At 69.8% G+C, this 22,616-nt stretch carries 26 protein-coding genes; 3 read left to right on the top strand and 23 right to left on the bottom strand.

Annotated features, from left to right (window positions below; all coding sequences use genetic code 11):
- The first annotated feature begins 778 nt into the window (after positions 1–778).
- Complete coding sequence (locus tag ACFWN1_RS05570) at positions 779–1,606, top strand: SAM-dependent methyltransferase (RefSeq protein WP_384358488.1); 828 nt, start codon at positions 779–781, stop codon at positions 1,604–1,606.
- 1 nt (position 1,607) lies between these two features.
- On the opposite strand, the gene ACFWN1_RS05565 is transcribed toward ACFWN1_RS05570, so the two are convergent.
- Together ACFWN1_RS05565 and ACFWN1_RS05560 are read right to left on the bottom strand one after the other, a co-directional pair.
- Positions 1,608–2,504: a helix-turn-helix domain-containing protein gene (locus ACFWN1_RS05565; RefSeq protein ID WP_384358486.1), complete on the bottom strand. Its 897-nt coding sequence runs from the start codon at positions 2,502–2,504 to the stop codon at positions 1,608–1,610.
- Positions 2,505–2,689: 185 nt separating this feature from the next.
- Positions 2,690–2,920, bottom strand: a complete 231-nt coding sequence (locus ACFWN1_RS05560) for a DUF397 domain-containing protein (protein ID WP_384358484.1) — start codon at positions 2,918–2,920, stop codon at positions 2,690–2,692.
- 586 nt (positions 2,921–3,506) lie between these two features.
- Between ACFWN1_RS05560 and ACFWN1_RS05555 the strand changes: the two genes are divergently transcribed.
- Entirely contained in the window at positions 3,507–4,400 is an 894-nt protein-coding gene (locus ACFWN1_RS05555; RefSeq protein WP_384358482.1) for a DUF5655 domain-containing protein, read from the top strand.
- Positions 4,401–4,577: 177 nt separating this feature from the next.
- Here the strand turns inward: ACFWN1_RS05555 and ACFWN1_RS05550 are convergent, their stop codons facing one another.
- The 18 genes from ACFWN1_RS05550 to ACFWN1_RS05465 all read right to left on the bottom strand — a co-directional run bounded on the left by ACFWN1_RS05550 (position 4,578) and on the right by ACFWN1_RS05465 (position 20,004).
- On the bottom strand, positions 4,578–5,942 hold the full coding sequence (locus ACFWN1_RS05550) for a DUF317 domain-containing protein (protein WP_384358480.1): 1,365 nt from the start codon (positions 5,940–5,942) through the stop codon (positions 4,578–4,580).
- A 65-nt stretch (positions 5,943–6,007) separates the two neighbouring features.
- Entirely contained in the window at positions 6,008–7,126 is a 1,119-nt protein-coding gene (locus ACFWN1_RS05545) for a DnaB-like helicase N-terminal domain-containing protein (RefSeq protein ID WP_384358478.1), read from the bottom strand.
- Complete coding sequence (locus tag ACFWN1_RS05540; RefSeq protein ID WP_384358500.1) at positions 7,126–8,403, bottom strand: DNA cytosine methyltransferase; 1,278 nt, start codon at positions 8,401–8,403, stop codon at positions 7,126–7,128. The genes ACFWN1_RS05545 and ACFWN1_RS05540 overlap by 1 nt, the downstream gene beginning before the upstream one ends.
- Positions 8,403–9,275, bottom strand: a complete 873-nt coding sequence (locus tag ACFWN1_RS05535) for a hypothetical protein (protein ID WP_384358498.1) — start codon at positions 9,273–9,275, stop codon at positions 8,403–8,405. Before ACFWN1_RS05535 ends, ACFWN1_RS05540 begins: the two co-directional genes overlap by 1 nt.
- A gap of 387 nt (positions 9,276–9,662) precedes the next feature.
- Positions 9,663–10,184, bottom strand: a complete 522-nt coding sequence (locus tag ACFWN1_RS05530) for a hypothetical protein (RefSeq protein ID WP_384358476.1) — start codon at positions 10,182–10,184, stop codon at positions 9,663–9,665.
- Positions 10,185–10,226: 42 nt separating this feature from the next.
- Complete coding sequence (locus ACFWN1_RS05525; protein ID WP_384358474.1) at positions 10,227–10,751, bottom strand: hypothetical protein; 525 nt, start codon at positions 10,749–10,751, stop codon at positions 10,227–10,229.
- A 16-nt stretch (positions 10,752–10,767) separates the two neighbouring features.
- Positions 10,768–10,995, bottom strand: coding sequence for a hypothetical protein (locus ACFWN1_RS05520; RefSeq protein ID WP_384358472.1), 228 nt, complete (start codon positions 10,993–10,995; stop codon positions 10,768–10,770).
- Positions 10,996–11,174: 179 nt separating this feature from the next.
- A complete protein-coding gene (locus ACFWN1_RS05515) occupies positions 11,175–11,993 on the bottom strand; it encodes a hypothetical protein (RefSeq protein ID WP_384358470.1) in 819 nt (272 codons plus the stop codon).
- Between the two features lie 232 nt (positions 11,994–12,225).
- The gene (locus ACFWN1_RS05510; RefSeq protein WP_384358468.1) at positions 12,226–12,753 is read right to left on the bottom strand and encodes a hypothetical protein; all 528 of its coding nucleotides are present in this window, start codon (positions 12,751–12,753) and stop codon (positions 12,226–12,228) included.
- An 8-nt stretch (positions 12,754–12,761) separates the two neighbouring features.
- Entirely contained in the window at positions 12,762–13,277 is a 516-nt protein-coding gene (locus ACFWN1_RS05505; protein ID WP_384358466.1) for an XF1762 family protein, read from the bottom strand.
- Complete coding sequence (locus ACFWN1_RS05500) at positions 13,274–15,061, bottom strand: type IV secretory system conjugative DNA transfer family protein (protein WP_384358464.1); 1,788 nt, start codon at positions 15,059–15,061, stop codon at positions 13,274–13,276. The genes ACFWN1_RS05505 and ACFWN1_RS05500 overlap by 4 nt, the downstream gene beginning before the upstream one ends.
- Positions 15,062–15,091: 30 nt before the next feature.
- Positions 15,092–15,877: a DUF317 domain-containing protein gene (locus tag ACFWN1_RS05495; RefSeq protein WP_384358462.1), complete on the bottom strand. Its 786-nt coding sequence runs from the start codon at positions 15,875–15,877 to the stop codon at positions 15,092–15,094.
- A 2-nt stretch (positions 15,878–15,879) separates the two neighbouring features.
- Positions 15,880–16,446 carry a hypothetical protein gene (locus ACFWN1_RS05490; protein ID WP_384358460.1) on the bottom strand — a complete coding sequence of 189 codons (567 nt, stop codon included), beginning with the start codon at positions 16,444–16,446 and terminating at the stop codon, positions 15,880–15,882.
- A 32-nt stretch (positions 16,447–16,478) separates the two neighbouring features.
- The gene (locus ACFWN1_RS05485) at positions 16,479–17,300 is read right to left on the bottom strand and encodes a DUF317 domain-containing protein (protein ID WP_384358458.1); all 822 of its coding nucleotides are present in this window, start codon (positions 17,298–17,300) and stop codon (positions 16,479–16,481) included.
- Positions 17,291–17,644: a hypothetical protein gene (locus ACFWN1_RS05480; RefSeq protein ID WP_384358456.1), complete on the bottom strand. Its 354-nt coding sequence runs from the start codon at positions 17,642–17,644 to the stop codon at positions 17,291–17,293. The genes ACFWN1_RS05485 and ACFWN1_RS05480 overlap by 10 nt, the downstream gene beginning before the upstream one ends.
- Before the next feature lie 26 nt (positions 17,645–17,670).
- Positions 17,671–18,474 (bottom strand): DUF317 domain-containing protein, encoded by an 804-nt coding sequence (locus ACFWN1_RS05475; protein ID WP_384358454.1) that lies wholly within the window; start codon positions 18,472–18,474, stop codon positions 17,671–17,673.
- The gene (locus ACFWN1_RS05470; RefSeq protein ID WP_384358452.1) at positions 18,471–18,854 is read right to left on the bottom strand and encodes a hypothetical protein; all 384 of its coding nucleotides are present in this window, start codon (positions 18,852–18,854) and stop codon (positions 18,471–18,473) included. Before ACFWN1_RS05470 ends, ACFWN1_RS05475 begins: the two co-directional genes overlap by 4 nt.
- 394 nt (positions 18,855–19,248) lie before the next feature.
- Positions 19,249–20,004, bottom strand: coding sequence for a hypothetical protein (locus ACFWN1_RS05465; RefSeq protein ID WP_384358450.1), 756 nt, complete (start codon positions 20,002–20,004; stop codon positions 19,249–19,251).
- A 163-nt stretch (positions 20,005–20,167) separates the two neighbouring features.
- On the opposite strand from ACFWN1_RS05465, the gene ACFWN1_RS05460 reads away from it, so the two are divergent.
- Positions 20,168–20,581 carry a hypothetical protein gene (locus tag ACFWN1_RS05460; RefSeq protein WP_384358449.1) on the top strand — a complete coding sequence of 138 codons (414 nt, stop codon included), beginning with the start codon at positions 20,168–20,170 and terminating at the stop codon, positions 20,579–20,581.
- 148 nt (positions 20,582–20,729) lie between these two features.
- On the opposite strand, the gene ACFWN1_RS05455 is transcribed toward ACFWN1_RS05460, so the two are convergent.
- The 3 genes from ACFWN1_RS05455 to ACFWN1_RS05445 all read right to left on the bottom strand — a co-directional run bounded on the left by ACFWN1_RS05455 (position 20,730) and on the right by ACFWN1_RS05445 (position 22,594).
- Complete coding sequence (locus ACFWN1_RS05455; RefSeq protein ID WP_384358447.1) at positions 20,730–21,566, bottom strand: relaxase/mobilization nuclease; 837 nt, start codon at positions 21,564–21,566, stop codon at positions 20,730–20,732.
- The gene (locus ACFWN1_RS05450; protein WP_384358445.1) at positions 21,563–22,000 is read right to left on the bottom strand and encodes a hypothetical protein; all 438 of its coding nucleotides are present in this window, start codon (positions 21,998–22,000) and stop codon (positions 21,563–21,565) included. Before ACFWN1_RS05450 ends, ACFWN1_RS05455 begins: the two co-directional genes overlap by 4 nt.
- A gap of 96 nt (positions 22,001–22,096) precedes the next feature.
- Entirely contained in the window at positions 22,097–22,594 is a 498-nt protein-coding gene (locus tag ACFWN1_RS05445) for a hypothetical protein (protein ID WP_384358443.1), read from the bottom strand.
- Positions 22,595–22,616: the final 22 nt, after the last annotated feature.

The following is a 22,616-nucleotide window of genomic DNA, read 5'->3' as shown; positions in this document are numbered from 1 at the left end:
GAGGCGACACTCGGGTCCTCGGCCTGCCCAACCTCAGCCCACAGCACGAAAACGGTCCACCGACTCCGTCGGCGGACCGTCACGAAACTTCGAGGCTAGCGGGTGGAGATTCCGCATGAGCCGCTCGACTCACGGGGCGGCAAGGCTGACCGAATCGCATATGCCAGACGCATTCCGTCTCGAATATGCCGCCTTCCTTGAGCTGTGCCTCGACGGGTACTTGCGCTACGCCTATGTGCGGACGGGGGAATGGACACAAGCGACCGACTGTGTCGAGGCAGTTTTCGACGCTCTCAGTGCGGGCTGGGAAACGGCTTTGCGTAGCGCCCGCCCCGCAGCCAGTGCCTGGGAACTCCTGCGCGGCGAGGCTGGTGTGAGGTCCGTCTGCAGCGAAGGGCACAGGTGGAGCGTCCACTGCCTCCTCCACGACGCCGAGGCAGACACCGTTCTACTACACCACCGGCTCGGACTGCCTGTCGCGCGGACCGCTGACCTCATGGGATTGGACGATTTCGCGGTGCGCGCCCTGCTGCGCCGGGCCGAGCGCGCCATCGAGCAACTTCCGCCCTGCGTCGTATCGCGCATCAGTGACGGGAGGAGCACGAGAGCGCACTAGATCCCGCTATGCGCGCCGGGGGGCAATTCAAACTCCACCGAATCGTTAACAGCGCCCCTTAAACCCTCATATAGGTGACTGGCCAGCCCGCAGTGCGGCTCCTACGATGGATCTCTCCAACCGAGCACATCACTCGGAACCGGGCTGCAGGGAGCTTTGCGCATGGTCTACGGGGAGAAACCCCAACCTCGCCCCATCGACACAACCACCCCCAGTGTCGCCCGCATGTACGCCTATCTTCTCGGAGGTAGCCAGCACTATGAGTCTGACCGGTTAGCTTGTGCCGAACTGCTGCGGATCGCGCCCAGCACGCAGCAACTGGCACGCTCCAACCGTGAGTTCCTGCGCAGAGTGGTTCGTGTCCTTGCCCGGGACAAGGGCATCAGGCAGTTCCTCGACCACGGGTCAGGGCTGCCCACTCTGGACAACGTTCACGAGGTCGCCCAGCGGGTCTCCGTGGACGCCAAGGTCGCCTACGTCGACACCGACCCGATGGTCCTCGCACACGCTCACACCCAGCTCCACGAGAACGCGAACGTCGTGGTCATCGACCAAGACATGCGCAACACCGAGCAGATCCGGGCCGTCACCAACGACTTCTTCGACTGGACTGAGCCGATCGCGGCCCTCTTCGTATCAGTGCTGCACTGTCTTCCGGACACCGACGACGAGCGGGATCCTGGCGCCCTGATACAGCGTGTGGCGGCCGAACTGCCCGAAGGCAGCTACATGGTCATCTGCCAGCTCGTCAGTGACGACGCAGTTGTCAGGAGCGACGTCACCCGCCTGATGGCCCAGGCGACCCACAACAACTGGGGACGGGTACGAGAGAGGCACGAAGTACGGCGTTACTTCGACGGCATGACAATCATCGAACCGCCCGGCCTCGTCGACGTCATCGACTGGCAGCCAGACAACCAGCCTCCGCCCGTCCACCTGCGGCCCACCGACTGGGTCGAATGGGGCGGCGTTGCCAGAGTCGGCACCTGATCTAGCTACCGCTCTCGGCCGGCGGCGAAGTGACGGCTCCCGGCCCGGCCGCGGAGCCGCTGTCACCGCTCTCCGCGTCAGCCAGCTTTGCCCAGTGCCGCACGGCCTTCTCTATGGCCTCGATGCTTTCGTCAAGCAGCATGGCGTGCTGGCGGGCTTCGGTCAACGCTTTGCGGTAGTTGTCCAGCGAACGCTGCTGCGTAGCATACGTCGCACCTTCGACGCTTTCCAGGTAGGCCATGTCCCCAAGAATGCGATTCGGAAACTCGAGGTAGGTGATGGCCATCGGCGGGGCCACCTCGTGCATCCCGATGATCCGTACGTTCACCTTCGGCTTCTTGGCCGCGGCGAGCAAGTGCTCCATCTGCTCACACATCACGGCCGCGGTGCCGCGCCTGCGATACAGGATGGTCTCGTCGAGAATGGCAGTAATCCGGGGCAGGTGCTGATCGAGAATCTGCTGCCGCGCGATCCGCAGCGCAACGGTCCGTGCTGCGTCTGAGTCCGAGAACGGCGTGGCCCGCACCAGGCTGATCAACGCCCTGGCGTACCCCTCGGTCTGCAACAGACCAGGCACTACCTGGTTCTCGAAGATCGTGATCTGCTCCGCGCGTCCTTCCGCGCTGATCAGGCGCCTGAGGAAGGAAGGAGTCACATCGGCGAACCGCTCGTACCACTCCGCGTTCGTCGCCTGCGCGAGAAACTGCTCCAGGAGGGCGAGTTCTTCGGCGGACGCCCCATAGAAGTGGGCGAGGTCGTACACGTCTCGCTGCTTAGCGGGACTCTCCCCACGTTCCAACCGGCTCATCTTGGACGTCGAGCCCCGGATGGCCCGCGCCGCCGCCGCAAGCGTCAGACCCCGGCTTTCCCTGATCCGCCGAAGCTCCTCCCCCAGCATTTGCCCAACAGCGGCGCCCCCTGCCGACGGTATGGGGACAACCGACGAATCAGAATCCGACTGCCAGTTCCGGGCGACGGACATGTGAACTCCGAACAATAACGGGGCGTAGGTCGGACCCCACAATGCCCTGGCACATGCCCGACGCACAATCTATGGCCAACGCACGACACTCCGCTTACGCGTCACGCGCCGAGATGATCAAACTCCTCACCCTTCGCGCCGTCGAGGAACGCCACCCACTCCGCCTTGCTGAAGACAAGGGCCGGGCCCGTGGGGAACCTGGAGTTCCGCATAGCCACACCCCCCTCCGCAAGGGGCGTAACCTCCACGCAGTTCCCGTTGCCCACGCTGGCCCGAGCCTTCTGCCAGGCGGCCCCGGAGATCTGGTCGGCCTTCACGCCATTCACGATCATGGTCACTCCCTACTGCTGCCGTCGTTTTCCCGTCGCGTCCAATGAGGTTCCCATATGGGAATACCCGAACCTTGCATGCAAAATGCTAGCCGCGACGCAGGGATATGGCATGCACCCGAAAGAGTGGAGCTTGCTTGATGACCGTGCAGTTTGCGGTCTTCAGAGCCACGGGGTCGGTGCGGGCCTGGGCTCTGCTCAGATCGGCGGTCACCGCACCGAGATGCGCGGGGTGGGTGCCGAGATGTACGTGGGGACTATCGGGTTGCTCGTGCGCCGCAGGCGGCGTGCGCGCCCCACGGCTTGCGGCAACCCAGACGCCCTGGCCCTGCACGAGAGTTGGCCACGCCGGTGTGCACGGCACTCGGCGCGCAGAAGGAACCTGGTCAGCAATGCGGCTTCCAGGCTCTGTCCCCCGGGTTGCGAGGGGCGCATGGGGAATCACGAATTCCCGGTGATCGGGGGACGCGAGCGCTCCCCTATCAGGCCATACGCAGGGTTTCACATGATCTTCACGCCTCCGACGCTTCTCCTGGAAACAATCCCGCACCTTCTCGGCGTTGGTGATTTCCTAGTCGAGGAGGGGGAGGTGTCGGATCTGAAGCTGTTTCGTACGGACGCGACGAACAGCGGCATGATTGAGCTCATGTCGCGTCTTGCTGAGGTTGAGGCCGACGTGCAGGGTCTCGTTGAGACGCACATGGAGACGCTGCTGGGCGTCCGGTTCTTGGCGAGCGAGTACCGCACCGGGTCGGTGCACGGGGGCCGGATCGACTCACTCGGGCTGGACGAGAACGGCTCTCCGGTCATCGTCGAGTACAAGCGCGGCACGGATGCCGGTGTGATCAATCAGGGCCTGTTCTACCTGGCCTGGCTGATGGACCACCGGGCCGAGTTCGAGCACCTGGTCCGCAACCGGCTCGGGGTGACGGCCGCGTCCCAGGTCCTGTGGAGCGGACCGCGCCTGATCTGCGTCGCCGGCGACTTCACCCGCTACGACGTGCACGCGGTGCGCGAGCACCGGCGCTCGATCGACCTGGTTCGCTACCGACTCTTCGGCAGCGACCTGCTCGGCCTTGAGACCGTGGCCTCCGTGAGCGGCGGCCCGCAGGCGTCTCGCCGGGCACGGCGCCAGTCCGTCGCCCAGGCGGCGGACATTCAGGGCGCGGCGATGGCGGAGCTGGCGGGCGCGGTCGACGAGGTTCTGCTCGGGCTCGGTGACGGCGTGAACCGCGTGGAGCGCAAGCAGTACCGGGCGTACCAGCGGCTGCGGAACTTCGCCTGCTTGTGCCCGCCGCAGCGGACCAAGCTGCTGGTGTACCTGAAGATCAACCCGAAGGATGTCGACGTCGTTCCGGGCTTCACCCGGGACGTGTCCGGCCTCGGTCATCACGGGACGGGCGACCTTGAGGTCCAGCTCCGTACGTCGAGGGACGTGGAGCGGGCGCGGGATCTGTTCCGGGCGAGCTACGCGGCGGCGTGACCGTCTGCCGGTGCACGGCATCTGGCGTGCCGTGCTGTGAGGCGTGTCTGCGGTCGTGGGCGGTTCCTTTCGACGTCCGGGCAGGGGGTGGCGGTGGACTCTCTATGGTCTGCGGGATCGCCGGTTTCGGTAACCGGCGATCCCGCGCTATCTTGCCCCGCTCGTAGGGGTCGACGATCAGCGTGAACGGTTGGCGGGACGGCCGGCGGGGACCGTAGGAGTGGCCGGCGCACTGGCCGTGAGTCGGGTCCCATGCTCGCGGCTCGGCTGGACTTGGCGTGTGCCGGTCTCCTGGGCGAGGGCTGCTGCGAGACCCGCCAGCAGCGAACTCGGGGTGTGCGGGGACGCGGTGAGGGTCCACTTGGGCCGGTCCGGATCGGTGCCGCCCCAGATGGTCCAGGTTGCCGGGTTCTGCGCGTGCTGCGGGGTCAGTGGGTGGAACTGCATGCCTGCTTTGCCGTCGGGAGACATCCACCGGATGCCGTGCCCGGTCCAGGCGTGCTTCCACCCGGCCTCCGTGAGCGGCTGAGTTGTTGCGGTGACCGTCTTCTCGTCCACCTGGGTACCGGTGGCCGTGTCCCAGCCATCGCCGTCGCTGAGGTGAATGAGGAGATTCTGCAGCACCGGGGCGGGGGTGTCGCTGGTCGCGGTGAGGTGCCACATGCGGTCGGAGACGGGCGTCTCGTAGGCAGCCACGGTCCAGGCGGTCTCGCGGGCCTGGGTTTCGTGGACACGTTCGATGCGCAGGGTCTGCGATTCGTGGATGGCATGGGTCGTGTCATCCGACCAGGTCCGCCACTTCTCGAATTCACCGTGCTCGTCGAGGAAGCTGTCGAGGAGCGCGTCGTGGTCGCCGGCATCGGCCAGGTAGATGGGGACGGGTTCCGGCTCGGATGCGGGAGTTCCGGACTTGGCCGTGGTGACGTCGAAGACGGAACGCGCTGCGATGGCGGCACGTTCGGCGGTTGTCAGGGGCGCCGGGCCGGGGCGCATCGCGGCTGCGTGGACACGCTGGAAGGCCGTCAGCGCCTCTGCGGGTGAGTTGAAAGTGTCGGAGATCTGTCGCAGGTGGTCCTGACCATGTAGGTGGACGGACTCACCGCCTGGGCTGAGGTAGGTGCCGACCGCGACGGTGGTGTGGCCGTCGTGTGCGTGAGCGTAGATGAGGAGTCGGCCGTGACGGATGTCGTCGTGGATCTTCTGCGCCTGGTTGGAGATCTCACGGATTTCGCTGCGAGTGCACCAACTCATCGGGTGGTTCGGCCAGGTCCATTCCTCGTCGATGGCCTCCTGGAGTTGAGGGGTGATCTCGACGGGGATGCCTTCGGCGGTCAGGTGCTTGGCCGCGTCGTTGGCCCAGTAGGGCTCCTCGTGATCGATGCGGGACAGGACCAGGACGTTGGTGGCGGCAACGGTCCAGCCGGCGGCCTCCAGAGCCAGGAGGGCGACGCGGGCCTGCGTGCCGGTCAGGACCGCCTGCACCGCGCTCGGGTGAGTGGGGTGGGTGTCGAGGCGGACATGGGCGTCAATGGGAGGAATCACGTGGGGGTCTCATCTGTCTCGCCGGTGGCCGGGCCTTCTGGTCCGGCCACCGGCGCACTCGGGGGCTAACGAATTGCTCGCGTGGGGCGGGCACTGTGCGCGGCCCTGGTGGTCGGCGGGCCTGCGCGGGTGGTGGGCGGGGGCTGCCGCCGCTGTGGCGGGGTGGCTCCGGTGGCGTGCTGCCAGCGGGTGCGGACGGCGGCGATGTCGGCGAGGGCGCGGCGGGCGCCGATGACGAGCTGGAAGGGGGTGTTCGCCGGGTCTTCGGCGTACGCCTCGATGCGTCGGGCGGTGTGCTCGGCCGTGGCCAGTAGTGAGCGCTTCAGTGCGCGCTCGCCCCAGTGCTCGACGGGGCTGGCGGGTTCGGCCAGCATCCGGAGGATCTCTCGCGGGTCACTTCCGTTGTCCAGCACGCCGCGCTGCTGTGCTTCCCATAGGACCGTGACGGGGTCGACGGGCTGGTTGCGGCGGGCCAAGGTCGTCAGGCACTGCCACAGGCCGCGGTGCAGGGGCTGTGTGAGATCGGTGGGAAGCAGCCACCGGACGGAGTCGATGTCGCGGGGGTAGGCGGTGGCGGTGGCGAGCAGTATCCGCTCCTCCTCGGCGGCCTCTGCCGGGTCGCGTGCGGGGGGCGGCGGTGGTGTCGTGGTGCGGGGCAGCACGCCGGCGCGTGGCGGGAAGCGGATGCCGATGTCATCTACGACCGCGGCGAGTGCGTCGGTCTCGGCGAACACCGTCTGGAGGGGATGGGGGAGGGAGGTGTCGTGGACGGTTTGAGCGAGGCGTTCAGCGGCGGTCAGCAGGCGGCGCCGGGCGTGTTCCGCCTCGATCATCCGGGCATAGGCGGGGGCGTGGCTGGGCCAGGGGCAGACCTGGACGAGAGTGTGCAGGTCTGATGCGGTCAGCCCGCGCGCCTGTCCCTGGGCCGTGGTGAGCACGCGGGCGAGCCACGTGGCGTTCTTCGCGTGCTCGGCGGGGTCGGGCCGTGGCAGGGTGGTGATCGCGGTGTACAGGGCGGCGTGCGCGGCGGTGGAGAACGACTTGGCGCCGATGCCGCTCACGTCGTCGACACGGTGCGGGTCGAGGAGGAGCGCTCCGAGGAGGGCCTGCTCGGCGTGGAACACCGGCTGGTGTGGAGCGGTGAAGTCGAGGTCGTCCTCGTCGGATTCAGGGGCGTGGGGCATCAGGCGGCGAGGGTGAAGTCGTCGGGGTCGAGGGTGACGCCGAGGTGTGGGGCGAGGAGGTGTCCGGCGAGCAGCGTGGGGACGGCGTTGCCGATCTGGGAGAACTGCTTCCCCTTGGTGCCGGCCCACGGGTAGTCGGCGGGAAAGGTCTGCAGGAGGCCCGCTTCGCGCGCGGTGATTTTGATCGGCTCCGGCGACGCCAGGATGTCCGAGGAGTCGTCCGCAGGCGGCGAGGCGGGTTCGGCGACCCAGGTGCACTCGTTGGCGCGGTGCCCGAAGAAGAGGGTGCCCGCTGGTTCCTCGATGGGCCGGACGGTGGCGTTGGCCTGGTTGTTGTTGCGCAGGGACCACCGCCACTGCCCGGCCTTACTTGTGAACGTGGGCGCCGGGGCACCCACAGGTGTGGCGTCTCGGTCGCCGTGACGGGCGATCCAGCCCGCTCCGCGCCCGTGGGGCTCCAGGACGACACGGTGTTCGGGATGCCGAAGCCAGGCGCCGCGGTCGCGGGCGGTAGCGAGGGTTTGGCGTGAACCGGAGGGGAAGGGCTCCGGTCCCCCTCCGGGGCCGCCGCCCGCACACACCGTCGGCACGGGCCGGTCGGTGGCGCCCCAGCCCAGGGCTTCGGCCATGGACACCCACTGCGCGCGGCCCGGCCCGAACAACGACTCCGGCTCGGCGACCTTGGCGTGGGTGGGCGGTGGCGGCTCGGCGGTGCGGGTGCGGGAGGCGAGCAGGATCGCCCGCCTTCTGGTCTGCGGCACCCCGTAATCAGCCGCGTTCAGGATGCCGGTCCAGACGGAGAAGCCCCAGCTGCGCAGGATCGCGGCGTACTGGCGCCACAGCGGCAGAACGTCGGGCACCTCTTCCATGGCGATCCACTCGGGCTGACCGTGCTGGTGGAGAGCATGGAGGTAGCGCATGGGTTCGGCGGCCAGCAGGGAGCGCTCGTCCTCGCAGGCGGCAAGGAGCTTCGCACGGGTGTCGCGGCCGGTGGCGAGGTCGGCTACGGCCTGGTGGACGGGGGGCTGGTCGAGGAGGCCGAGGCGTTTGCCGGCCATCGACCACGCCTGGCACGGAGGGCTGGCGATGAGACCGGTCGTTTTCCCGAGGAAGGGCCACACCGGATAGGCCGCGACATCGGTGCGGATGGTCAACTGGCCAGCGGCGGCACGGGTCTTGCACGCCCACTCGTCCCATTCCAGCCCGATGTCGCGTACGCCGAGCACGGTCAGTGCGTGGCTCCAGCCGCCGGGCCCGGCGAACAGGTCGAGCACGATCACGTGGCCAGTCCGAAGTCGTCGCGGGTCAGGGCGTCGGTGTCGCCGCGGCAGGCCCAGGGCGAGCATCCGTCGGTGACGCCTTCCTCCAGCACGGTGGCGTCTTCGTCGCTGCCCAGTTCGGGTTGCAGGGCAGCCCACTCGGCGGCGGTGACGTGGTCGATAGGAGCCTCGGCCAGGGGCACCCGGGAGCGGTGCAGGAAGGCTTGGCCGAGCAGGTGATTTCCGGATGCGTTGGCGCGGGCGTTGCCCTGGCGGATCGCGGCATCGAAGGCAACCACGTCCGCCCACTCCTCGGGTGAGGTGTCGCGGATCTGCCGCCACTGGGCGTTGCCGTGGAACGGGCAGCCCAGGCAGCTGCTTTTGGGGGTGTCGGCGAGGTTCAGTGACGACAGGTAGCGGACGCAGTCGGCTCGCAACCAGCCCAGGTCGATGAGCGGGTGCCGGTTGCGCATGTACTTCACGTCCGCGTCCTTGGCGCGGTGGAACTCGTCGGTCGAGATGCCGACCCACTGTTCGACGAACACCTCCCGTGGGATCCGGGCGGGGTAGGGGTAGCCGAGGAGGGCGCGGACCTGCTTCTTGATCGGTTTGATCTTGTATTCGCCGGTGCACTGCCGCCGGGTCATCCCGGCCTTGCCGTCCTGGTTGAGGATGTAGAGCGGCATGGAGGCGAAGCGGTGGTGCGGGTCGAGGGCGTCGTGGCGAATGTTGCCGGTGGACACGCGCAGGACGGGGATTCCTGCCGGGGCGGCTATCTCCCGCTCCAGACGGTCGAGATGGTCATAGACGGCACGCGGCTCCCACCCAGTGTCGGCGAAGATCGCGTAGTCGACCTTGGGAAGGATGCCTTCGGCGGAGAGGGCTAGCAGGGCGCTGGACTGGACTCCGGCGCCCAGGGACAGGGCGCGGAACTGGGGCTGGTCGGTGATGGTGGAATCCTGAAGATGGTGGGGAGCGGAGATCCGGCTCAGCGCGTCGGCGGCACGAGTGCAGGGGGTGGCCGAAGCTGGCCTTCGACACGGGGGTTGCACATGGCGACGAACTCGTCGAGCAGGTTGGTGACGTACGCGATGGGAGTGCCGGCAGGCTCGTTCTCGACGGCGCGGCCAGTGCTGCGGGTCAGTTCCGTGCTCGGGTCCTGGGCGGCCCAAACCAGACGTGCCAGGGGATCGAGAAGCAACAGGTGCACGGGCTAGGCGTTTGCCGGTCCCTGGACCGGACCGAGGAAGAGCCGGGGGGCGACCCTATGGGCCTGGTCAGCGGCGGCGACCGACCGGTGCGGCGACGGTCGGCGCCGTGCTGTGAGGGGTTGGCTGCGACGGCACGGCGGATGCGGGGGCATCGTGGGCGAAGGCGGAGCGGATCACATCGAGGCCGTCGGCGAGACTGCGCGTGTTGTCGGTGGCGTCGCGCAGCCATTCCCAGGTTGAGTGCGGGAGTTGACGCCGACGCGCGTGGTCACGCGCCCACTCGAGAATCTCGCCGGCATTGCGCATCTGCTCGGCGAGCTGCTGCAGGATCGCGATCTGCTGTTCGGGACTGCGGAGAGTGTGTGCGGCCTGCAGCAGCGCGTCCAGTGCGACGGGAACTGGGTCGTCGTCCGGGGGGAGGCCGTAGAGCTCGGCGTGGAGGGCTTGCGCATAGACCGTCACGGGGCCGCCGCGGGAGCGGTAGCCGTACTGGCCCGCGGCCTGACGCCGAACCTCGAAGTTGACGGTCACATCGCGGGGAGCGGCGCCGGGAATCTGGGCGGCGAGCGCGCGGGCAAAGTCGTGCACGGAAGGGGTGTCGGAAGACGTGGGAACTCCAGGGATGCGGCTTCAGCGCCCGGCTGGCCGGCGTGTCGGTTGAGGACCGGGCGGCGGGATGGCCGGCCTGCTCGCCGTGGGGTGTGAAGGGCGCTGAAGTGGTGGGGGCGGGTTGTCCGCGTGGTGACGGCGTACGGTGATCTCGCCGGAAGGCTCGGTGGAGACGATCAAATCGCCCGGCTGCAGCTGGTGGACCGCTACCGTCAGCAGCGACGCGGCGGTTGGGGGATCGTCGGGGGTCCAGCCCAATGAATGCAGGGCAGCTTCGAGGGTGAGTTCGTGGCCGTGCATCCGACTGCGGATAACGTTCTCGGGGATGCCGGCCAGGCGCCCCCACTCGGGCAGACTCATCCGCTTGCCCCACGCGCTGTAGGGCTGTCCGGTACCGAGGGTGGACCGGTACTCGGGTTCCTCGGTGATAGCGATCTGTGAATTCCAGCCCGCCTTGATCCGCCTCCGGATGGTGCTGGTAGAAGCGTTGGCCCGCGGGTCCACCCCCCACCGGTAGACGGGCATGGTCTCGCCGAAGGCGGTCACGGGCTGACGCAAGTGTTCACCGTCGGGCCCCTTGTCGGGCTTCTTCGAAGGACATGCCCTGGGTGCGGATGCGGCTGTAGAGGGTGTGGTACTTGATTCCCGACTGCTCTGCCCAGCCGCGTAGCGTCAGCGTCTTCTCGCCGAAGGTGAACTGGAGTGTGGGCAGTTCGCGCTTGGGCTGGGTGACGGCTTCTTCGGGCTCCCAGCCCAGGGCGAGCCGTGTCCGCAGTGCTTCCTTCTTCACCTGGCAGCGGGAGTCCTTGGCCCACGCGCCGAGTGACTTGGATTCGCCGAACGCTGTGATGGGCCCTCGGGCCCTTTCCCAGTCGTAGCGACTCAGCCGTGTATCTGGGGACCTTTGGCGAGCGCTGCTTGCTGCGGTCGGTGATCCGTCCGGGCGCTGGGTGGCCGTCGTCGGGCGGGTCATCGGCCGCGGGTCGGCGTCGGTGTGCCCGCCGGCTGGAGGGCCGTCGGGCGTGTGGCGGTCAGAGCGGCGGGGCGGGGGTTGGCGAACGAGGCAGAGAGGCCCCGGCGCCCGGCCGGGCTCAGGTGCACGCGTTCGTCCACGAGCCACAACTGGCATTCCGCGCGCGTGATCAGGCCGCGGTTCTCCAGCGCGCGGATGGTGCTGGCGCTGATACCGGCCTCCTCGCGGCGGTTGTACGGCCGCCCGTCGCTGACGGTCACGTCCCCGCGGGCGATGGCGCACAGTGTGCTGTTTTGGACGCGGGACAGCACAGGTGGCTGGTGCTCGGGCGTGCTGCCGTGGCGGCGGCGCTCCGCGCCGTACTGTTCGGCGGTTGCCACGGCGTCGGAGGCGCCCAGGGCGGTGAGTTCGGCGACAAGGGTGAAGCGCCGTCCGGTCTCCTGGCGGACGTCCTCCTCGCTCAGAACAGTCAGGAAGCCGTCGTCCAGCTCCACCGGCAGCCCTTCCTGGGTGTGGGTGACGATGTCCTCGGCGTCGATGAGGTGGCCCGCCGCGTCAGTGGCCAACTGGACGAGCTGGCGGATCCGGGCGTACACGGCACGGATAGCCGGGCTGTGGTACATCGACTCCGTGTTGAGCGTGGTGACGATGTCGAGTGCCGAGTTGGCCAGGTGCTGGGCGCTCGCAGCCTGGGTGTTCAGGACGGTGGCGGGACGCTTCCCGTTGACCGCATGACGTACTTGCGCGTCGTGGAAGCGGGTGAAGTCGGCAGCCAGGAGCAGGAGTTGCTCGATAGGCTCAAGGGAGAGGGGCATCTTCTCGGACAGGGGTGGCTCCGGGGGTGGGGATGGTCAGTGTCTGGGGCGGGTGAGCTGCCGAAGCTTGTCGACTGAGGATGCTCGCAGCCCTGCGAACGAGGACACAGCGCTCGAACCGCAGGCCGAACAGCACGTCGGCGTATGCCTGCCGATCACCGGCGGCCCCTCCGTACGGGCTCTGCCGCGGGTGGGACGGTCGCTGTGGCCCCCTCGGCCAGGCCCGGTGCTGTCAGTTTCGGCGCCGATCTGCGGGGGCCGGCGGCTTCGCGTTGCCCTGGGTGGAAGTGCGGTGCACGAACTCAGGGCGCGTCGTTGAGGAAGCGAGACGGCGGAACAACTGCTGTGCCACGGCGCGGTAAGTGGTGGCGGCGCGCTGCATCTCGTCCTCAGCGCGGCGGAGTTGCTCGGCGCTGGTTGCGGGGGTGGGGTCGGCGTCCTCGTAGAGGCAGATCTCGGTGCGGTGGTGGATGGCGAGGTTGCACAGGGTGGCGGCGAGCGAAATCTGTGCGCAGGCACCGGCAAGGTGGGCCAGGGATTCGGCGCCGCCCGCCGTCGTTGGATAGTGGCTGACTGACAGGTCGTGGACCTGCCGGGTGCACTGCGCGGCCAGCTCGTGCACCTGCAGACTGAGGGGCGCGATCTCGCGGACCGGCTTGGCGATCTCGCCCTTCCGGATGCGTGCGGCCTCGGTGGACAGTTCCCTCAGAGTGAGGTAAACCTGCCCGAGCAGACGGGTGTGTTCGGTCAAGTCGATCATGTGCGGTGCTACTCCGGTCCGGTCGGTTGCGCTGCAGGAACGCTGCTGGGGACGGTCGGCGTCGGGTCGGTGGCCTGCCAGAGGAAGCGGGCCACACGGTCGTTGCCGTTGCCGGTCCGGGGCCGGGAAGCGGTGTGCCATCCGGCTCGTGGGGGGAGGCGGGCGATCAGGTGCCAGCCTGCGCCGCGCAGGGAGGCTCCGCTCTCGCCTACCTGCGTGAATGTGATAAGTCGCCGGTACCCGAGGGCCTTCGCCGCGCGCCACGATGCCCCGTAGAGGAGTGAGTTGGCGTTGCGCGTGCCGTCGGTGGCCGTCCGGGTGACTTCGAGGGTGGCACCGTCGTCGAAGTGGCGGGCCACTGGCCGGCCGACGATCGCGACCGCGCGAAGGACGCCGGTTTCGTCGGCGGCGCCGACGGCGAAGATCTGCCCGGTGGGCGGCGGGTGGTGGCGGTGCCAGGTCCGTACGAACTCCTTCGCCTGGCGCGAACGGACCGGCACCAGGTGCAACGGCGTGGGGCTCACGCGACCGTCCCGAAATCGGACTGCGCGGGCGTGTGCTTCGCCACCGCTCGGGCGGTGATCGCCTGCGACGCGCGGTCGGATGCGGCGGACAGTTCCGTCGCCCCGGGCTCTCGGTACCACGGCCGTAGATCGAGCATGGCCGCGCGCATGCCGGTGGCGAAGCAGAGCGCGGTGCCCTTGGGCAGGGCGCGGATGGCGTCGGCGGGCAGGATCCGCTCGTGCCGCATCGACACTGATGTGCTCTTGCCGGATTCCGAGTGCGAGGTGGACGTGGTCTGCACGTCGTGGTCGCCGATCAGGCGGGACAGCTTGTCCGCGAAGTCTGGATCGTCGATGCCGGAGCCGATGACCTTGACGGTCGAGGCGGACCACATGGCGTCCATGCCTGCGTCCCCCCAGACCTTCTGGCCCTGGCGGTAGGACTGCAGGATCGTGATGGGGATGATCCCGCGGCTGCCGAGGTGGGAGTACAGGTCCGGCAGGTCGCTGATCTTGCACACGTTGGCGGCCTCGTCGAGGATCGCCAGCATGGGCGGATCGAGGCGTCCGCCGGCACGTTCGGCCTGCGCGGTCGCGGCCCGCATCACCGAGTCCGCGCACGCGGCGATCAGTGCCGAGGCTCCGCCGCCGCCATCCTTGCTGAGCAGGAACAGCGTGTCGGCGGAGGTGACGAACTGCTCCGGCCGGAACTCCGCCGCGTCCTTCTGCGGGGTCACCCAGGCGGCGATCTCCGCGTTCAGGAGGGCTGCGGCGTACTGGCGGGCGGTCTCGTAGATGCCGTCGCGAGTCTCCGGCGGGCCTTCCACGGTGCCCTTGAGCTGGGCGGCGACGGCGGCGAAGCCGTGGTCGCGCAAAATGTCCAGCGGGGTGCGGTCGGCGGGGAAGGCGAGCCACTGCATGATGTCGGTGATCGGGCGCTCGTCGAGCGCGGCGGCCAGCAGGAGCTGGGAGAGGATGTTGCTGCCGGCCTTGGACCAGAAGTCGCCCTGCTGGGAGGCATCCACCGAGGCGGCGAGGAAGTGTCCAGCGAGCCGGTTCGCCCCGTCCAGGGTCTTCGCGGAGGCCAGGGGGTTCCACCACATCTCGCGGGCGGCGTGAGCGATCTGCTGCGGGTCCATGGTCCACACCGCCCCCGCTCGGGCCCGGGCCTCGTGGGCGGTGGTGAAGGCGTCGCCGGCGGCCTTGTTGGAGGTCAGCAGGACCGGGCCGGGTGCGCCGAGCATGGAGGGGATGGCCAGCGAGGTCGTCTTGCCGGATCGAGGCGCCATGATCGCGACGGCGACGTCCTCGAACCCCATCCGCACCTCGTGCCGGGTCCCCTGCAGGTTGCCCAGGAGGATGCCGGTGTCCTTAGCGTCGATTCGCTTGGTGTTCTTCAGGCTCGGCCTCAGGGAACGAGCCTTGTCGGTGATTGCCTTTGCCATCAGGGGCTCGATGTCCCGGGCCTTGGCCATATCGGTGATCTTCTTCCGGCCCCCGCCCTGGCCCTTGTGCCGGGCCCACAGGAGGCCGGCCGCCGCGGTGAGGGCGACGAGCAGGACGACGGGCACGATGCGGGCGCCGACCAGCAGGGACGTTTCTCCCACGGTGGGCCAGACCTGCTCGGGGTGGAGCAGGGCTGCGGTGGGCTGGTAGGGCGCCCAGGCAGCTCCGGTGAGGCACGCGGCGGCGTTGCCGCCCAGCCAGGCAAGGTGGGCGAGGGGGACGGCGATGGCCGCCAGGCCGAGCAGGAGGCGCAGGGCGAGGTCGTACCCGTCGGTGTTGCTGTTCGAGGAGGGTGGCAAGGGTGAGGCGCTTCCGGGCGGGGACGGGGGTCAGCGGCTGTGGCCGGGCTGGGGAGACGGGGCCTGCCGTGAGGGGGGTGGGGCGGTCGGCGTGGCGTTGTGCCGGGCAGCGAGGGAGCGGACGCGTTCCTCCAGCGCGGCGGCGACATAGACGGCGGGGACGTCGACGTACCTGCGAGTGACGAGGTGGGGGTTCAGGGTCGGCAGACCGCGCGCGCCTGTGGTGCGGTACACGGGGTTCGGGTCGGCGAGCGCGGTGGTGAACGCGGCGACGAGGTGGGGCGGGGTGTGGGCGCCGAAGTGCGCCTGCCACACCGGTCGGTTTGGGCCGAGGGTAGCGGTGACGAACCAGGCCCCTGGTTCCTCCGCGCTGCCCAGTTGCTGGACGTAGGCGGTGTCGTCCGGCGAGACCAGGCCGTCGGCACCGACGGAGGGAGCGGACCAGGCGGTCTGCCGGAGCGGTTCGAACGGGTCGGCAGACTCACTTCCCGGCGAGGCTAGGGCGGTGAGGGTGTCAGTGACGGCGGCGATGAGTTCGACGGGGGTGTGGGCGCCGAAGCTGGCGTACCAGGCGGGCCGGCCGGGTTCGGCGGCGTGCCGGAGGGTCCACCACTGACCGTCGGGGTCAGGCTCCAGGCGCAGGAGGGCTTTCTGGTCGGGGCTGGAGAGCAGGACGCGCGGCATCAGTGGGTCGTTGCCGTGGCTCCAGCCGCTGGCGCGGTGGAGGGGGACGGTGATCCAGGCGGGGTCGCCGCCACCGGCGAGATGGCGCGGGGTGATGAAGTCGACCTCGACGGTCTCAGCGGTGGAGGGCACGCTCACCGCCGAGTTGCGCGGTAGCCGCCGTGCCGCGAGGTCAGGAGAGGTAGCCGGGGGCGCTTGGGCTGGGGGCCTGTGCGGCGGGTGGCGGCCTGGATGTCAAGGATGGCGCGGCCGTGGCAGGCCCAGTCATCCAGGTAGCTCCAACATTCGGCGTGGTGCTCGTCCAGTGCGTCGTCGTACGCCTCGGTGCCTGGTCCGGCGTGTTCCGGAAGTTGGTCGCGGGTCTGGCGCCACTGCGCGTCCAGGGAGTCCAGGTGGTGCAACGCCTCATCCAGAAGGGTCAGCTGTCCGGGCCAGTTCTGGCGGGTGAGGTGGGCGGGCAGGTGCTGGAGTTGGAGGCGGGCGGTGGCGAGGAGTTGGCGGGCTCCGGCGCGAGTGTCGGCGAATGCGGCAGCGGTGTCGCCGTCGCGGGCGGCGGCCCTGCGGCCGTAGGCGTCGGGATCGAAGGGCCAGCCGTCCAGGTCGGTGTGGAACTCGGTGTAGGCGTCCCAGGAGGCCAGGATCCGGTCGCTGGCGCGCAGGTAGCGGTTCAGGCGCCGCAGTGAGGTGCGGCGGTGGTTCACGGTGCGGGAGATGAGGGGGGAGTCCTTCCGGGTCAGCGGCGGGCGGCCGGCTGGGCGGCGGAGGCGGACGCCGGGCGGGTCGCGGGGGTGGTCTGCTGGCGACGTGCGGTGCGGACCTGTGCGTGAATTGTTTTCATTCGGGCGGTGTGGGCGTCGACGACCTGCTGCGGGCGCAGCGGACTCGGCTCCTTGACGGCGCTGTGGTGGGCGGTGCGGTCGAACATGCCGCGCTGCAGCGGGTTCGGGTCGGTCAGCCCCTGCAGGAAGGCGTAGGCGAGGTGATCGGGGACGTTCTCGTCGAGGTATGCGTGCCAGAGACGCGGGCCGGGGTACCGGGCGTCGCTGGCGTCGCGCATCTCGATATGCCAGGACGGTCGGTCGCGGAATTCGTTCAGCGGCCGTCGTTCGATGTGGCACATCGCGTCCGGCGAGTGGGCCGCCCAGGCTTCGTCGTGCCGCCAGCCCGCGCGGGTCACCGGCTCCCAGGGGTCCGGCTGCGGTGAGGCGGGTGCGATGAGGGCATCGGTGAATGTGGCGAGGACCTCGGCCGGGACGAGTTCACCGAACTCGGCGTACCAACCTCGTTCGTTGGCGCTGCCCCGGGCCCGCAGTCGCCACCTGGCGGAGGTGGTGGACTGCGGGTCGAACTCCATGCGGTTGCGGTGATCGGGGCTGCGCAGCACGACCTCGGCGTCGAGGGGGTCGGAGAGCGTGGTCCATCCGGCGGCGGCCAGGCCGTGGGTGACGTGGCGGGCGTCACCGGGGCCGGCGAGGTGGCGGGGGCCGGTGTCGAAGGGAATCTGCCCGGCGTGCTTGTCGGCGAAGGAGGCGAGCTGGCGTTCGCTCAACGGCACAGGCCGCACCCCGGCTCGTCCCCAAAGTCCTTGTGCAGCACGCGCAGTTCGTCCAGGACGTAGTGGAGGGTGTGCTGGTCGCTCTGTTCCCAGGCGGCGGTGCGCAGTTCGGCGACCAAGAGGCTGACCTGCACCGCGCCGACGCCGGTCTGGTGTTCCTGGACGGTGCGGGCGAGCGCGCGCAGGGTGTCGGCGAACTGGACGGGCAGGCCCGTGTACTCATCCAGGAGCGGCTCGATGAGGGCGAGGGCTTCGGCGGGCTCGGGGTTCTCGCGCAGGTACTCGGTGAGGTCCGCGAGGGTGTCGGTCAGGATGCTCAGGCGGGCTGGGGTGGGGGCGGGCATGGTGCTCCTTGGAGAGGGTGCGGAGGTCAGCGCCGGGTTCGGGCGCCGTCAGCGAAGGTGTGGGGACGGGCCTTGGCGCGCGGTCGGCTGCTCTGGACGCTGTTTCGGGCCCAAGTGGCGGCGCGGGCGGCGGTGATCCGGGCCTGCTGCCAGGCGCCGAGCTGGGAGGGGGTGACGGAGACTGACCAGGTGCGGATCTGTGCGCTGCTCGGGACGCGTCCGCGCGGGCGCATGACCGGCTCGGGATTGGCGAGTTCGGAGGCGAAGCCTTGCACCAGCTGCATCGGGGTGTTCGGCGTGAAGCTGGCCGACCAGCCGTTGTTTTGCATGTCGTGCGCTCCGGCCCACCACGCCGCTGACCCGTCGGGACCGTGCTGGTAGTGAAGGCTGGCGCTGCCGTCCGGGCTCGTCGCCACGTAGTGCTCGCCCTCGGCGCGGGTGTGCCAGTACGGCTCCTGCAGCGGCGCCCAGACGTTGGGCGCATGAGCGGAGCGGGGCCGGGTGAGGGCGTCGGTGATCCCTGCGACGATCTCCACCGGCGTCTGCTGGCCCAGGTGTGCCGACCACTCGCCGTTGAGCGCGTCGGCCCGACCGTGGATGGTCCATCCGCCGGAAATGACGTAGGGGTCGTAAGCGACGCGCAGCGCGCGGCTGGGGCTTTCCATGAGGAGCGGGCCGCCGGACTTTGACTTCTCCCGCCACCCGCACGCGCGCAGGAATTCCGAGACGTGCCGGACGTCGCCGCCGCCGGCCAGGGCGCGGGGCTGGACAAGGTAGTGCTGCTCGGCCGCTTCGCCCGGTCCCCAGCCCTGCCACTGCTTTTTATTCACCGGTGCCGCCGGGCGACGAGCAGTGCGGGCGCCGGAGGCTTGGCCACTGTGGTGGCCGGCCCGGTGCCCAGGTGCCGCAGGAGGTCCTGGTGCTCGTCCAAGTCCAGGCTGATGTCGTGCAGTTCGTTTGCCGCTCTACCGAGAGCGAGCCAGACCTCTGCGGGCAGGGCGCCTCGTTCGGCCTCGCCCTTGGCGAAGTGGCTGCCGGTGATGACGAGATGGGCGACACCGCCCAGGACCCCGTCATCCGGGTCAAGGATGCGGGCGATGACCTGTGCGGCCTGCGGCGCGGGGAGCTGGGAGAGGTGGTCGGAGAGCTGACCGAGCTGGCGGGTGATGTCGTCGGCGAGTCGCAGCGGGTGCGAGGTGGGGTGGGACATGCTCCTCCGGGTCGGGAGACGGTCAGTAGTGGCGGCGGTGGCCGATGCGCTGGGTCTCCGCGAGGGCGCTCTCGGGGCGGGCGCCGGCCAGCGGCGAGGGGCGATCGGGCCGGTCGGGAGGCAGGCGCGTAGGTAGTGGCGGAAGAGGGCTGTGGCCAGGCGCGGTTTGAGCTGCTTGCTGATGGGCGGGGGTGTGCGGGGCGTGACGCTCTCTCCGGGGATCAGGCGGGGAGCCTGGGCGGTGCGGCGCCGTAACCGGGACCACCCAGGCTCCTTACGGGGATGCCAGGGGCGAGGGGCTTCGGGAGAGGGAAGCCGGAACGTGGTGGCGCGACGGTGGCTGTCCGCTGCGCGGAGCATGCAACGCGCTTGCAGGCGTTGCGGGCGGTCTGTCCTACCGGGACCTCGTGGCCTGCGTGCGGCTGCCGGCCGGGACGGGCGGTGCGGAAGCTGGCGCGGCGGTGGGCGCGTTCCCGCCCGCCGGGTTCTGCAGGGCGGTGTCGATGCCGAGTGCGTCCATGCGCGGGCCGATCGCGCGCAGGGCGCTGGCCTGGGCCTGGGTGTCGTCACCACTGAGGCGGTAGAGGCCGCTGGGTGGGTCCTGCATGAAGCCGTGGGCGGTGAGGACGGCGCCGGCGCGGTCGTCGGCGGGCGCGGTGGCGATGCTGCCGTCCAGCTGCCAGGTCAGGACGAGCCGGTCCGGCTGGGAGAGGCGGATGCTGGCCAGCGCGTTGCGGCGCACCTGGGCGAGAGCGCGGTCGTAGCGGACGAGGAGGTCGCCTACGACCTGTTCGGCGCCGAGGAAGGGGTCGTCTCCCAGGGCGATGCCGTTGGGTTCGGGGACGGCACGATACGCCTCGTCGGGCAGGGCCGGTGGTGCGAGGGCGGCGAGGAGAAAGCTATCCCGGCTGTCGTGCCGGTTCAGGACGGCGAGCTGCGCGCCGTCCGCGCGGCTGAGGACGGCAGCCTCGGTCAGCGGATATTCGGCGAGATGGGCGGCGACCAAGTCCAGGTCCCAGATCCGCTCGGCGAGGTCGGTGAGGTCGTCCTTGGCATCAGCGGGGAGGAGCGAGCTGGCCCAGGTGTTGGGGAGTTCGCCGGCGAGGATGTCGGCGTAAGAGGCGAGGCGCTCGGAGGTGGGGTCGTGCATGGTGTCCTTGAGGGTGGGAGGTCAGCGGCGCATAGCGGCGGCCGGCGGGGGAGGTGGGGCCGGGAGCGGGCGGGGCGAATGCGGGCAGGCGCACATGGCGGGAGCGCTCCCGTCCGGCGGCCGGTACCTCACCGCTGCAGGCGCTACGGCCGGGGTTTGGGGCGTGCCGGTCGGCGAGCGCGTTGCGGGTGTGGGCGAGATCGGTGCCGACGAGGTGCAGGTATTCCTCGGCGAGGTAGCGCAGGTGCCGGGCGACTTAGGGGTCGGCCGGCTGGCCGAGGTGGTCGTGGAAGTCGGCGGCGGTCAGTACCTCCTGCAGGGCGGCGAGGATGCCGTCGCCGGGGGCGGTCAGTTCGGTCAGCGCAACGGCCGCCTCGTCGGTGGTGGTGGCCTCGCGGATGGGCTCGGCGAGGTGGGCGACGGAGGAGCCGAGCGTGGGGTGACTGGCGGGGCGGGCGTCGGTGTCGAGGTCCTTGACGCAGTGACGTGGTACCCGAGCGCCCAGAGGCGGGCAACGGCGCCGGTGGACAAGAGGGCCTCGTCGTCCCGGCTCAGGCCGGTGGGGGCGCGGTGGTAGGTCTCGTGGAGGCAGACGACGTCGATGAAGCCCGCGCGCTGCAGGAGGCTGCGAGCCTCGGGGTCGCCTCAGCGGGCGCGGAGTTCACCAGAGTGCGGGTCGCGCCGGATGTCCAGGAAGTGGTCGGTCGTCGGCAGAGGGGCTTCGCCTACAGCAATCGGTAGGTGGAGCGCCGGGCAGGCGGGGGAAGCGCGGCAGTGCGGGGCTGGACCAAGTGTGCTGCGGTGGAGTCCAGATCTTGCTGAATGGCGTGCAGGCGGCGAGCGATCAGCTCTAGGCCGTGTGCCGCTTCGGCACCAGCGGGACCCGGCTGGCGTTCGAGACGGTGGGCGGTGTGCTCGATCAGTCCGCGGACCGTGGCCAGAGGGCCGGCCTGTTCCTCGGCGAGATGGGCGAGGACGCGGGCGAGCTGGGCGGATGCCGTAGGCGCGGCCGGGATGGCGCTGCAGCCGGTGCGTACGGGGATCAGGTTCAGGTCCTGCTCGATGCGGCGGGCCTGGTCCGAGAGGCGGCGCAGGCTGTCGGCGGGTGGGGTGTGCCAGGCGCCGTCGAGGTGGATCAGATTGGCGATCAGGTCCAGACGACTGGGCTGCGCCTGAACGGCGATCCACCGGCAGCCGTGCTCCTTGCCGGGGATCTCGATACCGGCGGCCCGCGCGAGTCGATGAGCGACTTCTGCCCATTCCGGGCCGGTCAGGTCCCGGTCCTGCGGATGAAGGCGGATGTCCGCGTGGAGGATCGCCTGCCGGTTGTCAGCCGGGCTGGCGGCGAACGGGTGCTCCAGGTAGGGGCCTTCAAGGTGCTCGGCCCACTGGGTGGCCGTCCACGTCTTTTGTGCGTCGTCCAGGGTGAAGTGGTTCAGGCCGGGCCAGTGGGCGACGACCGTGTGGTCCGCCAAGCCCTCGTTGGGGGAGACCGGCCGGCCCAGCGCCTCTTCCAGGGGGCCGTGGGAGTGGTGCGTGCGCTCGTGCAGGCGGGGGATCATCGGCCGCCCCGCGCGTCGGCGAGGTGGACGAGCTGGCCCAGGGCGGTGGTTGTATACCAGCCGCAGTCGATCACTTCCTCGCGGTCGGCGAAGCGCGACAGGAAGGTGTCCTCCATAACCCGCAGATGGATCAGGCAGTCGGGGCAGCGGCGCGAGAGGTGCACGAGGTAGCGGGGGTGGGCGGTGGTATAGGTCTGAGCGCCGCCGGTCGGGTCGCGCAGCCGCCATCCGTCTTCGTCGGTGGGGGCGTGCCAGGACGGGGCGACGATACGCATCGCGTCTCCCCACAGCTCCCCGCCGGCTACCCCCTTGAGCACCACGACCGTCTCGCCGGCTTGGAAGTGGGCGTGGGTGATGTCTCGGGTGGGAGTAAGCGGGTCGGGCGTGGGGGCGAGGACCGGGGCGGGCTGCGGGGTCCAGGGCGGGGGAAGCAAGCGGAGTCCTTCCACGCAGGGAACGGCGGGAGGATCAATGGTCCGCAGGAACGCCGGTTTGGCTAACCGGCGTTGTCCGGCTATGTTGCCCCGGCCTCAGCGGAACGGGTTCTCCGTGCCGAGACCCTCCTCGCCGGCTGCTTCCAGAAGTTCGAGCAGGTCAGAGCCCTCGGCATCGCGCTGGTCGATCCACCAGCTGGCTAGGATCACGGCGCGGGCCTGCTCCTCCAGCTCCGCCCAGTCCGACTCATCCCAGGCCCCCTCCACGACCAGCGACGTGTGCGCGTCGGTCATCAGCTGGTGGCGGGAGCGCTCGCCCCAGTCCAGAGCCTTCTCAGGGCCCTCCAGCGGCGGCATGTCGAATCGCTTTGCCCACGCTCGTGCTGCCTCCTCCTCCGCGGCGCGCCTGGCCGCGAGCCACTCCTCCTTGGATTCGGTGTCGGCGTCGCGCGATGCCTTCCAGCAGCCGGTGCAGTCCTTCGTCGCGAGCCAGCGGGCGAATCCGGCGCGCCGATCGGCGGGGCGGTTGGACAGGTCATGCGTCACTTCGTGTCCACAGCTGTGGACGATCTTCCAGGTCGTACGGACTGCCACGTGGGTGTTCCTGCTTTCTGTC

It is taken from the genome of Streptomyces sp. NPDC058459 (assembly GCF_042721685.1).
GTDB lineage: Bacteria > Actinomycetota > Actinomycetes > Streptomycetales > Streptomycetaceae > Streptomyces.
This window is presented reverse-complemented; position numbering and strand designations above follow the sequence as displayed.

What these genes read in the sequence shown, in the direction of transcription:
- ACFWN1_RS05570 (WP_384358488.1), top strand. Translation starts at nt 779, where the DNA reads ATGGTCTACGGGGAGAAACCCCAACCTCGCCCCATCGACACAACCACC.
- ACFWN1_RS05565 (WP_384358486.1), bottom strand. Translation starts at nt 2,504, where the DNA reads ATGCTGGGGGAGGAGCTTCGGCGGATCAGGGAAAGCCGGGGTCTGACG.
- ACFWN1_RS05560 (WP_384358484.1), bottom strand. Translation starts at nt 2,920, where the DNA reads ATGATCGTGAATGGCGTGAAGGCCGACCAGATCTCCGGGGCCGCCTGG.
- ACFWN1_RS05545 (WP_384358478.1), bottom strand. Translation starts at nt 7,126, where the DNA reads ATGCCCCACGCCCCTGAATCCGACGAGGACGACCTCGACTTCACCGCT.
- ACFWN1_RS05515 (WP_384358470.1), bottom strand. Translation starts at nt 11,993, where the DNA reads ATGCCCCTCTCCCTTGAGCCTATCGAGCAACTCCTGCTCCTGGCTGCC.
- ACFWN1_RS05510 (WP_384358468.1), bottom strand. Translation starts at nt 12,753, where the DNA reads ATGATCGACTTGACCGAACACACCCGTCTGCTCGGGCAGGTTTACCTC.
- ACFWN1_RS05480 (WP_384358456.1), bottom strand. Translation starts at nt 17,644, where the DNA reads ATGCCCGCCCCCACCCCAGCCCGCCTGAGCATCCTGACCGACACCCTC.
- ACFWN1_RS05470 (WP_384358452.1), bottom strand. Translation starts at nt 18,854, where the DNA reads ATGTCCCACCCCACCTCGCACCCGCTGCGACTCGCCGACGACATCACC.
- ACFWN1_RS05465 (WP_384358450.1), bottom strand. Translation starts at nt 20,004, where the DNA reads ATGCACGACCCCACCTCCGAGCGCCTCGCCTCTTACGCCGACATCCTC.
- ACFWN1_RS05455 (WP_384358447.1), bottom strand. Translation starts at nt 21,566, where the DNA reads ATGATCCCCCGCCTGCACGAGCGCACGCACCACTCCCACGGCCCCCTG.